The organism is Rathayibacter sp. AY1B6, assembly GCF_002932755.1.
GTDB lineage: Bacteria > Actinomycetota > Actinomycetes > Actinomycetales > Microbacteriaceae > Rathayibacter.
The window spans coordinates 37449-50659 of the sequence record NZ_PSWL01000003.1 but is presented as its reverse complement, the minus strand read 5'-3'; the positions used below and the strand labels follow the sequence as shown (position 1 = coordinate 50659).

Below are 13211 nucleotides of genomic sequence, written 5' to 3'. Positions count from 1 at the left end.
CACCCGAACCCGAAGGAGTCCCCTGAGATGACCACCGAACGCCGCGTGCTGGTCCACCGCGACAAGCAGACCCTCGCCGGCTCGGTCGCCGCCCGGTTCCTCACCAAGACGATCGACGTCCTCGACGACCTGGGGTCGGCGAACGTCGTGCTCACCGGGGGGACGATGGGAGCCGCCACGCTCAAGGAGATCGGCTCCTCCTCCGCGGCCGGCAACGTCGACTGGTCGCGCGTGCACTTCTGGTGGGGCGACGAGCGCTGGGTGCCCCGCGGCCACGAGGACCGCAACGACGTCCAGGCGGGGGACCTCTTCAGCGTCCTCGACGTGCCGGCGGCGAACGTGCACTCCTACCCGGCCTCGGACGAGGGGCTGGACCTCGACGGCGCCGCTGCCGCCTACGACGCGGAGCTGCGCGAGCACGCCTCCGAGGGGCGCGAGTACCCGCGGTTCGACATCACCTTCCTCGGCGTCGGACCGGACGGGCACATCGCGTCGCTGTTCCCCGAGCGCTCCGCGATCCGCGCCACGACGCCCGGCGTCCTGGCGGTCCGCAATTCGCCGAAGCCGCCGCCGGAGCGTCTCACGCTCACACTGCCGCTGATCAACCAGTCGGATCGCATCTGGATGGTGCTCGCCGGCGCGGACAAGGCCTCGGCCCTGGGCCTCGCGCTCGCGGGTGCCAGTACGAACGAGGTGCCCGCGTCGGGCGCGTTCGGCCGCAAGCGCACGGTGTTCTTCGTCGACCAGGAGGCTGCGGCCGAGGTCCCCGAGTCGCTCATCGCTCCGAGCTACTGAGCCTCCGGAGACGACGGAAGGCCCGTCCCCCCAGGGGGCGGGCCTTCCGTCGTTCGTCGTCCGGTGAGGATCAGGACGGGGTCGCGGTCCCCCGTCGGGCGCGCAGCTGCTGCAGCGCCTCCTCGAGGAGCTGGGCCGCCTCGGCCTCGGTGCGGCGCTCCTTCACGTAGGCGAGGTGCGTCTTGTAGGGCTCGGTCTTCGCGACCTGGGGCGGGTTCGCCCGGTCGCGGCCCGCGGGGAGACCGGACTGCGGGGAGTCGATCACCTCGGGGATCTCGTCCTCGGGGAGGGCCGCCGAGAAGTGGCGCACCGTCTCGTTGCCGAGAGCGTCCCAGTAGGAGACCGCGACGCGCTCCGCGTGGAAGCCCCGGTCCTGCTCGCCCATGGGTCCTGCGCCGACGCGCGAACCGCGGATTGCACTGCCGCCTGATGCCATTGCGAGTACCCCTATGCTCCGGTGGTGAACTTGGTGATGAGTCCGAGCACCACGATGCAGGCCAGCCAGACGAGGCCCAGAATCACGGTGATGCGGTTCAGGTTGCGCTCGGCGACGCCCGACGCCCCGAGGTTGGAGGTGACTCCTCCCCCGAACATGTCGGACAGACCGCCGCCGCGCCCCTTGTGGAGCAGGATCAGCATGGTGAGCAGGAGGCTCGTGATGCCCAGGATGACCTGGAGCACGACCTGGAGGATGTCCACGCGGTACCTTTCGAAGTTCTGGCGCGTTGCGCGCCCCGTCGAGTATAACGGCGCCTGCGAATCCGCGAGGAATGCGTCGTCCCGTGTTCGGCCCGATGTATACGGGGGGCGGAGCGGATGGCCTCGTCGCGGTGCCCTCCCGCGCCCCTGCGGGGCGCTCGCCAGGCCCGGCCGGGCACCGCGACGAGGCCACCCGATCCGGCTGGTCCGGGGACGCACCACCCGACCGTGCCGAGCACGTGATGCCGCCCGACCCGTGAGCCGGTGCGAGGCCGCGCAAGGCGGACCGGTGATCCGCGTGGGAGCGGATCGGCGTAGCCGTACGCGCCCCGCTCTCGGAAACGCACCGCGCCGCGAAGCTGACTGCGCCACGCCGCGCGAGGAGCGGCGTGGACCACAGCACCGCCAACCGGCGATCCGCGTGCCAGCGGATCGCCGTGGCAGACCGCACCCCGCTCCCTGAAACGCATCCCGCGGCCGAGCCGCCAGCACGAGGCCGCCGAACGTCGGGGAGCCGCGCGGCCCCGTGCGAGGGGAACCGGCGATCCGCGTGTCAGCGGATCGACGTAGCCGACCGCACCCCGCTCTCGGAACCGCACCCCGCGGCCAAGCGCAAGCACGAGACCGCCGAACGTCGGGAACCCGAGCGGGCCCGTCCGAGGCGAACCGGCGATCCGCGTCCCAGCGGATCGACGTAGCCGACCGCACCCCGCTCTCGGAACCGCACCCCGCGGCCAAGCGCAAGCACGAGACCGCCGAACGTCGGGAACCCGAGCGGGCCCGTCCGAGGCGAACCGGCGATCCGCGTCCCAGCGGATCGACGTAGCCGACCGCACCCCGCTCTCGGAAACCATCCCCGTCGCGAAGCCGACCGCGCCACGCCGCGCAGGGAGCGGCGTGGACGACGAAAGGGCGGGCCCGACGGGCCCGCCCTTTCGTCGCAGAAACTCAGACCCCGACGTGATTCCGGAATCGTGCGATCGCCGCGAATTCGTCGACCTGGAGGCTGGCGCCTCCGACGAGTGCTCCGTCGACGTCGGGCTCGCGCATGAAGCCGGCGATGTTGCCGGACTTCACGGAGCCGCCGTAGAGGATGCGGGTCTTCGCGGCGGTGTCGGCGCCCAGGACGTCGGCGACGACTCCGCGGAGCGCCTTGCAGACCTGCTGGGCCTGCTCGGGCGTCGCGGCCTGTCCGGAGCCGATGGCCCAGACCGGCTCGTAGGCGACGACGAGGTCGGCGTCCGCGGGGAGGCCGGTGAGGGCCTCCCTCAGCTGCGCGACCGGCACGGCCGAGGGGCCGTGCTTCTCGAGGTCCTCCGCGGTCTCGCCGACGCAGACGATCGGAGCGACGCCGTGCTTGAGAGCCGCAGCGGACTTGGCCGCGATGTCCGCGTCCGTCTCGCCGTGGAGCGTGCGACGCTCCGAGTGGCCGACGATCACGTAGTCGCAGTCGAGCTGCTTGAGGAACTGACCCGAGATCTCGCCGGTGTAGGCGCCGCTGTCGAACTTCGAGACGTCCTGCGCGCCGTACTTGAGCGGCAGCTTGTCCGAGTCGACGAGGATCTGAACGGGACGGAGATCCGTGAAGGGCGGGAACACCGCGACCTCGACGCCGTCGAAGTCGTGATCGGCGTCCTTGAGGCTCCACGCCAGCTTCTGGACGAAGGCGATGGCCTGGAGGTGGTCCAGGTTCATCTTCCAGTTGCCGGCGATGAGCGGGGTGCGGGCGGTGGTGTCTACCATCCGAGGACCTCCAGTCCGGGGAGGCGCTTGCCCTCGAGGAATTCGAGGCTCGCTCCGCCTCCCGTCGAGATGTGGCCGAACTGGTCGTCCGTGAAGCCGAGGGCGCGAACGGCCGCGGCGGAGTCGCCTCCGCCGACGACGCTGAGCCCGTCGACCTCGGTGAGCGCCTGAGCGACGGTCTTCGTGCCGGCCGCGAACGGCTCGAGCTCGAAGACGCCCATGGGGCCGTTCCAGAACACCGTCCTGGACGCCGCGATGATCTCGGCGAAGTGCGCCGCGGTGTCCGGTCCGATGTCCAGGCCGAGGCCCTTCTCGCCGAAGGGCGTGCCCTCGATGGCGTCGGCCGAGGCGACCTGGTGCTCGGCGTCGGGGCCGAACTCCGACGCCACGACGACGTCCGTCGGCAGGACGATCTCCACGCCCAGCTCCTTCGCCTTCGCGAGGTAGCCGAGCACGGTGTCGACCTGGTCGGCCTCCAGCAGGCTGGCGCCGACCGCGTGGCCCTGGGCCTTGAGGAAGGTGAAGAGCATTCCACCGCCGATGAGGATCGAGTCGACCTTCGGAAGCAGGTGCTCGATCACGCCGAGCTTGTCCGAGACCTTCGAGCCGCCGAGCACGACCGCGTAGGGGCGCTCGGGCTTCTCGGTGAGCCGCTCCAGCACCTCGAGCTCGGCCGCGATCAGCGTGCCGGCCGCGCTGGGGAGCAGCTCGGCGAGCTCGTAGACGCTCGCCTGCTTGCGGTGCACGACGCCGAACCCGTCGGAGACGAAGGCGTCGCCGTAGGCGGCCAGCTTCTCGGCGAAGGCGCGGCGCTCGGCCTCGTCCTTGCTCGTCTCGCCGGAGTTGAACCGGAGGTTCTCCAGGACGACGACCCGGCCGTCCTCGAGGGCGTCGACGGCGGCCGAGGCGGCCTCGCCGACGGTGTCCTCGGCGAAGGCGACCGGAGCGTCGAGCAGCTCGCCGAGGCGGGCGGCGACGGGAGCGAGGCTGTACTTCGCCTCGGGCTTCCCCTCGGGGCGCCCGAGGTGGCTCACGACCACGACTCGGGCACCCTCGGAGACCAGACGCTGGAGCGTGGGCACCGACGCGCGCACGCGGCCGTCGTCCGTGATCGTTCCGTCCTTCAGGGGGACGTTCAGATCGCAGCGGACGACGACGCGCTTGCCTGCGAGGGAGCCCAGTGAGTCCAGAGTGCGGAGCGTCACTGCGCGCAGCCCTTAGAGCTTGCCGGCGACGAACTCGGTGACGTCGACGAGGCGGTTGGAGTAGCCCCACTCGTTGTCGTACCAGGAGGCGACCTTGACCTGGCTGCCGATGACCTTCGTGAGGCCCGCGTCGAAGATCGACGAGTGCGGGTCGGTCACGATGTCGCTCGAGACGATCGGGTCCTCCGTGTACTTGAGGATGCCCTTGAGGTCGCCCTCGGAGGCGGCCTTGTACGCCGCGTTGATCTCCTCGACGGTGGCGGGCGTGGTCAGCTCGACGGTGAGGTCGGTGATCGAGCCGGTCGGGACCGGGACGCGGAGGGCGTAGCCGTCGAGCTTGCCGACGAGCTCCGGGATGACCAGGCCGAGCGCCTTGGCGGCACCGGTCGAGGTCGGGATGATGTTGACGGCGGCGGCGCGCGCGCGACGCAGGTCGCTGTGGGGGCCGTCCTGCAGGTTCTGGTCGGCGGTGTACGCGTGGACCGTGGTCATCAGGCCGCGCTCGATGCCGAAGTTGTCGAGCAGCACCTTGGCGAGCGGCGCGAGGCAGTTCGTGGTGCAGGACGCGTTCGAGATGATGTCGTGCGTCGCCGGGTCGTAGGTGTTCTCGTTCACGCCGAGGACGAGGGTCGCGACGTCGCTGCCGGTGGCGGGAGCGGAGACGATGACCTTCTTGGCACCCGCGGTGATGTGCTTGCGCGCATCCTCCGACTTGGTGAAGCGGCCGGTCGACTCGATGACGACGTCGACTCCCAGCTCGCCCCAGGGGAGGTTCGCGGGGTCGCGCTCCTCGAGGACGATGATCGGCTTGCCGTTGACGACGATGCGGTCGCCGTCGAGCTCGACGGTCGCGTCGAGGCGGCCCGTGATGGAGTCGTACTTCAGGAGGTGCGCGAGGGCCTTGTTGTCGGTGAGGTCGTTGACCGCGACGATCTCGAGGTCGCTGCCCTTGGCGAGGGCTGCACGGAAGAAGTTACGGCCGATACGGCCGAAGCCGTTGATGCCGATCTTGACGGACACAGATATCTCCTGGTGAGGAAAGGCACCTCGACGGTGCAGTGGAGGGGTGGAAGCCGACGACAGGGCGTCCCGGACGCGGGGCCCGGGACGCCGAGATCGCTACGACAGTAGCAGCAGGCCCGAAGTCTTCTCGCGGGCCTTCTCGAAGCGCGCGGAGACGTCGGCCCAGTTCACGATGTTCCAGAACGCCTTGACGTAGTCGGCCTTCACGTTGACGTAGTCGAGGTAGAAGGCGTGCTCCCACATGTCGAGGAGGAGGACCGGGACGGTCGCCGCGGCGAGGTTGCCCTGGTGGTCGTAGAGCTGCTCGATGATGAGCTTCTCGCCGAGCGAGTCCCAGGCCAGGATCGACCAGCCGGAGCCCTGGATGCCGAGGGCGGAGGCGGTGAAGTGGGCGCGGAACTTGTCGAACGACCCGAAGTTGTCGTCGATGGCCGCGGCGAGCTCGCCGACGGGCTTGTCGCCGCCGTCCGGCGAGAGGTTGTTCCAGAACACGGTGTGGTTCACGTGACCGGCGAGGTTGAAGGCGAGGTCCTTCTGGAGCTTGTTCACGTTCGCGAGGTTCTCGCTGTCGCGAGCCTCCTGCAGCGAGGCGAGGGCGGTGTTCGCCCCGGCCACGTACGTCGCGTGGTGCTTGTCGTGGTGGAGCTCCATGATCCGCCCACTGATGTTCGGCTCGAGGGCCGAGTAGTCGTAGGGCAGTTCGGCGAGCGTGTAGTCAGCCATGTGCGATCTCCTGTTCGTGGTCGTCGCTCCCGTGCGACCCGCCGGCGTCTCGGCGTCCTCCGCGAGGCGGAGGAGGAGGGCCGGGAGTGTCTTGAGCGACCCGATCAGTCTAGCGAGGGGGCCCCTCCGCGTTCGGAGGGCTTGCGTTGTTCGACCAGGAGACACTCAGCGTTCGCCGGGCGGGGCGCGCCGCGCGGCCGGGCCTACAGATCCTGCAGCTCGGCCGGGAGGTTCGCGTCGGTGCCCGGGATGCCGAGGTCGGAGGCGCGCTTGTCGGCCATCGCCAGCAGTCGGCGGATGCGGCCGGCGACGGCGTCCTTCGTCATCGGCGGATCGGCGTGGTGGCCGAGCTCGTCGAGACTCGCGTCGCGGTGGGCGAGGCGCAGGCGCCCGGCGTAGCGGAGGTGCTCGGGGATGTCGTCGCCGAGGATCTCCATCGCGCGCTCGACGCGGGCGCACGCGGCGACGGCGGCCTGGGCGGAGCGGCGGAGATTCGCGTCGTCGAAGTTCACGAGGCGGTTGGCGGTCGCCCGGACCTCGCGGCGCTGGCGCAGCTCCTCCCAGCTCGCGACGGTCGCGGTCGCGCCCATCAGGGTGAGCATCGCGCTGATGCTCTCGCCGTCGCGGATGACGACCCGGTGGACGCCGCGGACCTCGCGGGACTTGGCCTGGACGCCCAGGCGTCCGGCCGCTCCGACGATCGCCATCGCCGCCTCGTTGCCGGGGCAGACGATCTCGAGCGCCGCGGAGCGGCCCGGGTCGGTCAGCGAGCCCTGCGCCAGGAAGGCGCCGCGCCACAGGGCGGCGAGCTCCTCGCGGGAGCCGGTGGTCAGGCGGTTCGGCAGGCCGCGGACGGGCCGGCCCCGCTGGTCGAGGAGGCCGGTCTGCCGCGCGAGGGTGTCCCCGCCCTCGACGACGCGCACCAGCCAGCTCGTGGTCCGGCGGGACCCGCCGGCCGAGACGATGCTGCCCTCGCTGCGGACGCCGTACAGCTCGGCGAGGTCGCGGCGCACGCGGGTCGCGAGCGGGGCGGAGTCGAGCTCGACCTCGACCGCGAGGCGGTTGGAGATGATGTGCAGTCCCCCGGAGAAGCGGAGGATGGTCGCCAGTTCGGCGGCACGGACGGTGTTCTTGCGCGAGACGATCGCGACCAGTTCGCCCTTGACGTCTGCGGTGAGGGCCACGGAGTCTTCCTTACGTCGGGTGCGCGGCGGAGCGCGCGCGGATCATTCTCGGCCGAGGTCGCGGTGCGCCACGTTGACGGCGACGCCCGGCAGCTCGGCCAGGCGGGCCGCGACACGGCCCGCGACCGCGACGGAGCGGTGCTTGCCTCCCGTGCAGCCGATCGCGATGGTCGCGTGGCGCTTGTTCTCGCGCTGGTAGCCGTCGAGCACGGGGCGCAGGGCCCGGGAGTAGGAGTCGATGAACTCCTCGGCGCCCTGCTGGGCCAGCACGTAGTCTCTCACCTCTTCGTCGAGACCCGTGTGCGGACGCAGCTCCGGGATCCAGTACGGGTTCGGCAGGAACCGCGCGTCGGCCACCATGTCGGCGTCCGTCGGCAGCCCGTACTTGAAGCCGAAGCTCATCACCGTGATCTGGAGGCCGGCGCGGCCGGCCTCGGCGAAGCGATCGGTGATGCTCGTGGCCAGCTGGTGGATGTTGAGGTCCGAGGTGTCGATGACGATGTCGGCCGACTCCCGCAGCTGCGCGAGGCGCGCGCGCTCGGCGGAGATGCCGTCGAGGAGGGTCCCCCGGCCCTGCAGCGGGTGCGGACGGCGCACCTGCTCGAAGCGGCGGACGAGCGCGGCGTCGGTGGCCTCGAGGAACACCACGCGCAGGTCGACCCCTGCGCGCAGCTCGCGGACGATGTCGCCGAGGTCCTCGAAGAAGTCGCGTCCGCGGACGTCGACGACCGCCGCGATCTTCGGCAGCGTGTCCCCCGCACGCTGCGCCAGGTCGACCAGCGGGCGCAGCATCTGCGGCGGCAGGTTGTCGACGACGTACCAGCCGAGGTCCTCCAGCGCGTTCGCGGCCGTGGAACGGCCCGCTCCGGACATCCCCGTGACGATCAGCACGTCCTGCTGCTCGCTCTCCGTGCTCATGCGCTCTCCGTGCTCGTGTCTGCTCGTGTCCTCGGTGCCCGGCACCGGCCGCTCTCCCCCGGAGCGCGGGCCTCCAGCCTAGGGCGTGCCCCCGAGGGCGGGCCCGTCCGGGTGCAGGTGCGCATGGATCGCGCCCGCCAGCGTCGGGCCGATGCCCTTGACCTCGGCGATCTCGGCCTCGCCCGCCTCGCGGAGCCGGGCGACGGATCCGAAGTGCTTCAGCAGGTCGCGCACGCGCGTGCCTCCGAGCCCGGGCACCTCGGCCAGCTGCGACGAGATGTCGCGCTTGCGACGCGTCCTCTGGTGGGTGATCGCGAAGCGGTGCGCCTCGTCGCGGATGCGCTGGAAGAGGAAGAGCGCATCGCTGTTGCGCGGCAGGATGACGGGGAAGTCGGAGTCCGGCAGCCAGATCTCCTCGAGCCGCTTGGCGATCCCGCAGAGGGTGATGCCGGTCACCCCCGTCTCGTCGAGCGCTCGCTGGGCGGCCGCGACCTGCGGCTGGCCGCCGTCGACGATCAGCAGCTGCGGGGGGTACGAGAACTTGCGCCGCTTGGCCTCGCCGGTCTCGGGATCGACCGCGGCGGGCTCGGCCGGCTCGCGCAGGTAGGCGAGGCGGCGGGTGAGCACCTGGTGCAGCGACTCGGTGTCGTCCGTCGACTCCGCGATGGAGAAGCGCCGGTACTGGTCCTTCCGCGCGAGCCCGTCCTCGAAGACCACCATCGAGGCGACGATGTTGGTGCCGCTGAGGTGGGAGACGTCGTAGCACTCCATCCGCAGCGGTGCCTCGCTCATGCCGAGAGCGTCGCGGATGTCCTCGAGGGCCTGCGTCCGAGCGGTGAAGTCGGCGGAGCGGCGGGTCTTGTAGAGCATCAGCGAGTGCTTCGCGTTCTGCGTCGCCGTCTCGAGGAGAGCGGCCTTGTCCCCGCGCTGGGCCGCTCGGAGGCGGACGTTCGTGCCGCGCAGTCCGCTCAGCCACTCCTCGAGCGCCTCGGTGTCCTCGGGCAGCTCCGGCACGACGACCTCCCGGGGCGGGACGTCGCCGGTCTCGTAGGCGGCCTGGAGGGCCGTGTCGACGAGCTCCGCCGTGCTCATGTCGAGCTCCTTGTCGACCACCCAGCCCCGCTCGCCGCGGATGCGGCCGCCGCGGACCCGGAACTGCTGCACCGAGGCGGCCAGCTCGTCGTGGACGATCGCGTAGAGGTCGACGTCCACGTTGTCCTTCAGCACGACCGCGCTCTTGGCGAGGACCGCGTCGAGGGCGGCGGCCTGATCGCGCAGCTTGCCTGCGCGCTCGTACTCCATCGCCGCGGCGGCTTCGCGCATCTCCTTCTCGAGCTCGCCGATCATCCGGCGGTCGTGGCTGCCCATGAAGGCGACGAAGCGGTCCACCATCTCGCGGTGCTCGGCGAAGGTGACGCGGTGGGAGCAGGGCCCGCCGCAGCGGCCGATCTGCGACGCGAAGCAGGGTCTGCCGCTCTGCATCGCGCGCTTGTAGTTGGAGTCGTTGCACGTCCTGATCGGGAACGCCTTGATCATCAGGTCGATGGTCTCGTGGATCGCCCAGATCTTCGGGTAGGGCCCGAAGTAGCGGGCCTTCCTGATCCTGGCGTTCCGCGTGACCATCACCCGCGGCGCCTCGTCGCCGAGCGTCACCGCCATGTAGGGGTACGACTTGTCGTCGCGGAACTTGACGTTGAAGGGCGGATCGAACTCGTTGATCCAGGTGAACTCGAGCTGCAGGGCCTCGACATCGGTGCCGACGACGGTCCACTCGACCCCGGAGGCGGAGGTGACCATCCGCCGGGTGCGCTCGTGCAGGCTCGGCAGCGGGGCGAAGTAGTTGCTCAGCCGCGCGCGGAGGTTCTTGGCCTTGCCCACGTAGAGCACCCGCCCGCGGGCGTCCGTGAAGCGGTACACGCCCGGGAGGGTCGGGATCTCGCCCGGCTTCGGCCGGAAGTCGACTGTCTGCGCCATGCCTCTCGCTCGCGTCAGCCGAGGATCTCGGCGAGGAACATGCCGGTGTGGCTGCCCTCGACCTTCGCCACGTGCTCGGGGGTGCCCACCGCGACCACCTGGCCGCCGCCGGCGCCGCCCTCGGGACCCATGTCGATCAGCCAGTCGGCCGACTTGATGACGTCGAGGTTGTGCTCGATGGTGATCACCGTGTTGCCCTTGTCGACCAGGCCGTTGAGGACCAGGAGGAGCTTGCGGACGTCCTCGAAGTGCAGGCCGGTCGTCGGCTCGTCGAGCACGTAGACGCTGCGGCCGTTGGAGCGGCGCTGGAGCTCGGTGGCCAGCTTGACGCGCTGCGCCTCGCCGCCGGAGAGCGTCGTCGCGCTCTGACCGAGGCGGACGTAGCCGAGCCCCACCTCCACCAGCGTGCGGAGGAAGCGGTGGATCGCCGTGATCGGCTCGAAGAAGTCGGCCGCCTCGGCGATCGGCATGTCGAGCACCTCGGCGATGTTCTTGCCCTTGTAGTGCACGGTCAGGGTGTCGCGGTTGTAGCGCGCTCCCCCGCAGACCTCGCACGCGACGTAGACGTCGGGCAGGAAGTTCATCTCGATCTTGATGGTGCCGTCGCCCGAGCACGCCTCGCAGCGGCCGCCCTTGACGTTGAAGCTGAACCGGCCGGGCAGGTACCCCCGCGCCTTCGCCTCGGTGGTCTCGGCGAAGAGGTTGCGGATGCGGTCGAACACGCCCGTGTAGGTGGCGGGGTTCGAGCGCGGCGTGCGGCCGATCGGATTCTGGTCGACGTGCACGACCTTGTCGAGGTTCTCGAGGCCGGTGACGCGAGTGTGCTTGCCCGGCACCTTGCGGGCGCCGTTGAGCTGGTTGGCGAGCACCCGGTAGAGGATGTCGTTCACCAGGGTGCTCTTGCCGGAGCCGGAGACGCCGGTGACCGCGACGAAGGTGCCGAGCGGGAACTCCGCGTCGACCTTGCGCAGGTTGTTGGCGTTCGCGCCGACGACCTTGATCATCCGCTTGCGGTCGATCTTCCGCCGCTTCTTCGGCACCTCGATCGCCTTGCGCCCGGACACGTAGTCGCCGGTCAGCGAGTGGGTGTTCTCGAGCAGCGACTCGTAGGAGCCGGAGTGTACGACCCTGCCGCCGTTGACGCCGGCGCCCGGGCCGATGTCGACGATCCAGTCGGCGGTGCGGATCGTGTCCTCGTCGTGCTCGACCACGATCAGGGTGTTGCCCAGATCGCGCAGCTTGATGAGCGTGTCGATCAGCCGGCGGTTGTCGCGCTGGTGCAGGCCGATGCTCGGCTCGTCCAGCACGTAGAGCACTCCGGTGAGGCCCGAGCCGATCTGGGTCGCCAGGCGGATGCGCTGCGCCTCGCCGCCGGAGAGGGAGGCGGCCGCGCGCGAGAGGTTGAGGTAGTTGAGCCCGACCTCGATGAGGAAGTCGATGCGCGCGCGGATCTCGCGCAGCACCTGTGCGGCGATGTGCGCCTCGCGGTCGGTCAGCTCGAGCCGGCTCATGAAGTCCTGAGCGTCGCCGAGGCTGAGATCGGCCACGTCCGCGATGCTCGCCCCGTGCACGAGCACGGCGAGCACCTCGGGCTTGAGGCGGGAGCCCTTGCACACGGGGCAGGGCACCTCGCGGAGGAACTCGGACCAGCGGGTGCGCTGGACGTCGGTCTCGGCCTGGACGAACTGGCGCTCGATGTAGGGGACGACGCCCTCGAAGCCGGAGGTGTAGCTCATCTCGCGGCCGTAGCGGTTCTTCCACTTGACCTTGACCTCGAAGTTGTCGCCGTGGAGGACCGCCTGCTGCACCTCGGTGCTGAGGCGCTTCCACGGGGTGGTCAGCGAGAATCCGAGGTCGCGGGAGAGGCCGTCGAGCAGCTTCTCGTAGTACTGGAACAGTCCCTTGCCCTGGGTGGTCCAGGGGATGATGACGCCCTCGGCGATGCTCAGGTCGGGGTCGCCGAGCAGCAGCTCGTCGTCGACCGACATGCGGGTGCCGAGGCCCGAGCACTCCGGGCAGGCGCCGAAGGGCGCGTTGAAGGAGAAGGTCCGCGGCTCGATCTCGGTGAGCGAGATCGGGTGGTTGTTGGGGCAGGACAGCTTCTCGGAGTAGGTGGTCCAGGCGCCGTCGCCCTCGCCGTCGACGAAGTTGATCTGCACGATGCCGTCGGTGAGCCGCAGGGCCGTCTCGAGGGAGTCCGTGAGGCGCCCGAGGATGTCCGGTCCGGCGACGAGGCGGTCGACGACGACCGAGATGTCGTGCTTGTACTGCTTCTTGAGCACCGGCGGCTCGCTCAGCTGGATGAGCTTCCCGTCCACCATCGCGCGGGAGTACCCGCCCGCCGTCAGCTCCTTGAAGAGGTCGACGAACTCGCCCTTCTTCTGCGCGACGACGGGGCTGAGGATCTGGTACCGGGTGCCCGTCTCGAGCTCCATCAGCTGGTCGGCGATCTGCTGCACGGTCTGCGCCGAGATCCGCTCGCTGCAGATGGGGCAGTGCGGCACGCCGATGCGCGCCCAGAGCAGGCGCATGTAGTCGAAGATCTCGGTGATCGTGCCGACGGTCGAGCGCGGGTTGCGGTTCGTCGACTTCTGGTCGATCGAGACCGCGGGGCTGAGGCCCTCGATGAAGTCGACGTCCGGCCGGTCCACCTGGCCCAGGAACTGGCGGGCGTAGGCGGAGAGGGACTCGACATAGCGCCGCTGCCCCTCCGCGAAGATCGTGTCGAAGGCCAGGGAGGACTTGCCCGAGCCCGAGAGACCGGTGAACACCACCATCGAGTCGCGCGGGATCTCGAGGTCGACGTTCTGCAGGTTGTGCACCCGCGCGCCGCTCACCACCAGCTTCGAGGACGACTCGTCGAGCGAGGAGACGAAGCGGTGGAAGGAGGGAGAGGGGGTGGAGGAGGGGTCCGTAACGGCGTTCAGGATCGACACTCGGAAAGTGT

The 13211-nt window shown here is 70.2% G+C and carries 11 protein-coding genes; 1 reads left to right on the top strand and 10 read right to left on the bottom strand.

From position 1 onward, the window contains the following. Positions 1 to 27 precede the first annotated feature (27 nt). Positions 28 to 795: a 6-phosphogluconolactonase gene (pgl, locus tag C5D08_RS02095; protein WP_104275594.1), complete on the top strand. Its 768-nt coding sequence runs from the start codon at positions 28 to 30 to the stop codon at positions 793 to 795. 70 nt (positions 796 to 865) lie between these two features. On the opposite strand, the gene C5D08_RS02090 is transcribed toward pgl, so the two are convergent. From C5D08_RS02090 to uvrA, 10 genes are all read right to left on the bottom strand, one after another. Continuing rightward, on the bottom strand, positions 866 to 1231 hold the full coding sequence (locus tag C5D08_RS02090) for an RNA polymerase-binding protein RbpA (protein ID WP_055791968.1): 366 nt from the start codon (positions 1229 to 1231) through the stop codon (positions 866 to 868). An 11-nt stretch (positions 1232 to 1242) separates the two neighbouring features. Next, positions 1243 to 1494, bottom strand: a complete 252-nt coding sequence (gene secG / locus C5D08_RS02085) for a preprotein translocase subunit SecG (RefSeq protein WP_068207965.1) — start codon at positions 1492 to 1494, stop codon at positions 1243 to 1245. Positions 1495 to 2442: 948 nt separating this feature from the next. Beyond that, positions 2443 to 3237, bottom strand: coding sequence for a triose-phosphate isomerase (gene tpiA / locus C5D08_RS02080; protein ID WP_104275593.1), 795 nt, complete (start codon positions 3235 to 3237; stop codon positions 2443 to 2445). Further along, the gene (locus C5D08_RS02075) at positions 3231 to 4442 is read right to left on the bottom strand and encodes a phosphoglycerate kinase (protein ID WP_104275592.1); all 1212 of its coding nucleotides are present in this window, start codon (positions 4440 to 4442) and stop codon (positions 3231 to 3233) included. Before C5D08_RS02075 ends, tpiA begins: the two co-directional genes overlap by 7 nt. A 12-nt stretch (positions 4443 to 4454) precedes the next feature. After that, positions 4455 to 5462 carry a type I glyceraldehyde-3-phosphate dehydrogenase gene (gene gap / locus C5D08_RS02070; RefSeq protein WP_104275591.1) on the bottom strand — a complete coding sequence of 336 codons (1008 nt, stop codon included), beginning with the start codon at positions 5460 to 5462 and terminating at the stop codon, positions 4455 to 4457. 99 nt (positions 5463 to 5561) lie between these two features. Then, positions 5562 to 6188, bottom strand: coding sequence for a superoxide dismutase (locus tag C5D08_RS02065; RefSeq protein WP_104221907.1), 627 nt, complete (start codon positions 6186 to 6188; stop codon positions 5562 to 5564). Between the two features lie 203 nt (positions 6189 to 6391). Further along, positions 6392 to 7372 (bottom strand): DNA-binding protein WhiA, encoded by a 981-nt coding sequence (gene whiA / locus C5D08_RS02060; protein ID WP_104275590.1) that lies wholly within the window; start codon positions 7370 to 7372, stop codon positions 6392 to 6394. Positions 7373 to 7414: 42 nt separating this feature from the next. After that, entirely contained in the window at positions 7415 to 8290 is an 876-nt protein-coding gene (gene rapZ / locus C5D08_RS02055; protein WP_104275589.1) for an RNase adapter RapZ, read from the bottom strand. A gap of 78 nt (positions 8291 to 8368) precedes the next feature. Further along, complete coding sequence (gene uvrC, locus C5D08_RS02050) at positions 8369 to 10264, bottom strand: excinuclease ABC subunit UvrC (protein WP_104275588.1); 1896 nt, start codon at positions 10262 to 10264, stop codon at positions 8369 to 8371. Positions 10265 to 10278: 14 nt separating this feature from the next. Further along, on the bottom strand, positions 10279 to 13104 hold the full coding sequence (gene uvrA / locus C5D08_RS02045) for an excinuclease ABC subunit UvrA (protein WP_258067238.1): 2826 nt from the start codon (positions 13102 to 13104) through the stop codon (positions 10279 to 10281). Positions 13105 to 13211 lie beyond the last annotated feature (107 nt).

Coding starts and splice junctions, on each gene's coding strand:
- pgl (WP_104275594.1), top strand. CDS start 28: ATGACCACCGAACGCCGCGTGCTGGTCCACCGCGACAAGCAGACCCTC.
- C5D08_RS02090 (WP_055791968.1), bottom strand. CDS start 1,231: ATGGCATCAGGCGGCAGTGCAATCCGCGGTTCGCGCGTCGGCGCAGGA.
- tpiA (WP_104275593.1), bottom strand. CDS start 3,237: ATGGTAGACACCACCGCCCGCACCCCGCTCATCGCCGGCAACTGGAAG.
- C5D08_RS02065 (WP_104221907.1), bottom strand. CDS start 6,188: ATGGCTGACTACACGCTCGCCGAACTGCCCTACGACTACTCGGCCCTC.
- rapZ (WP_104275589.1), bottom strand. CDS start 8,290: ATGAGCACGGAGAGCGAGCAGCAGGACGTGCTGATCGTCACGGGGATG.
- uvrC (WP_104275588.1), bottom strand. CDS start 10,264: ATGGCGCAGACAGTCGACTTCCGGCCGAAGCCGGGCGAGATCCCGACC.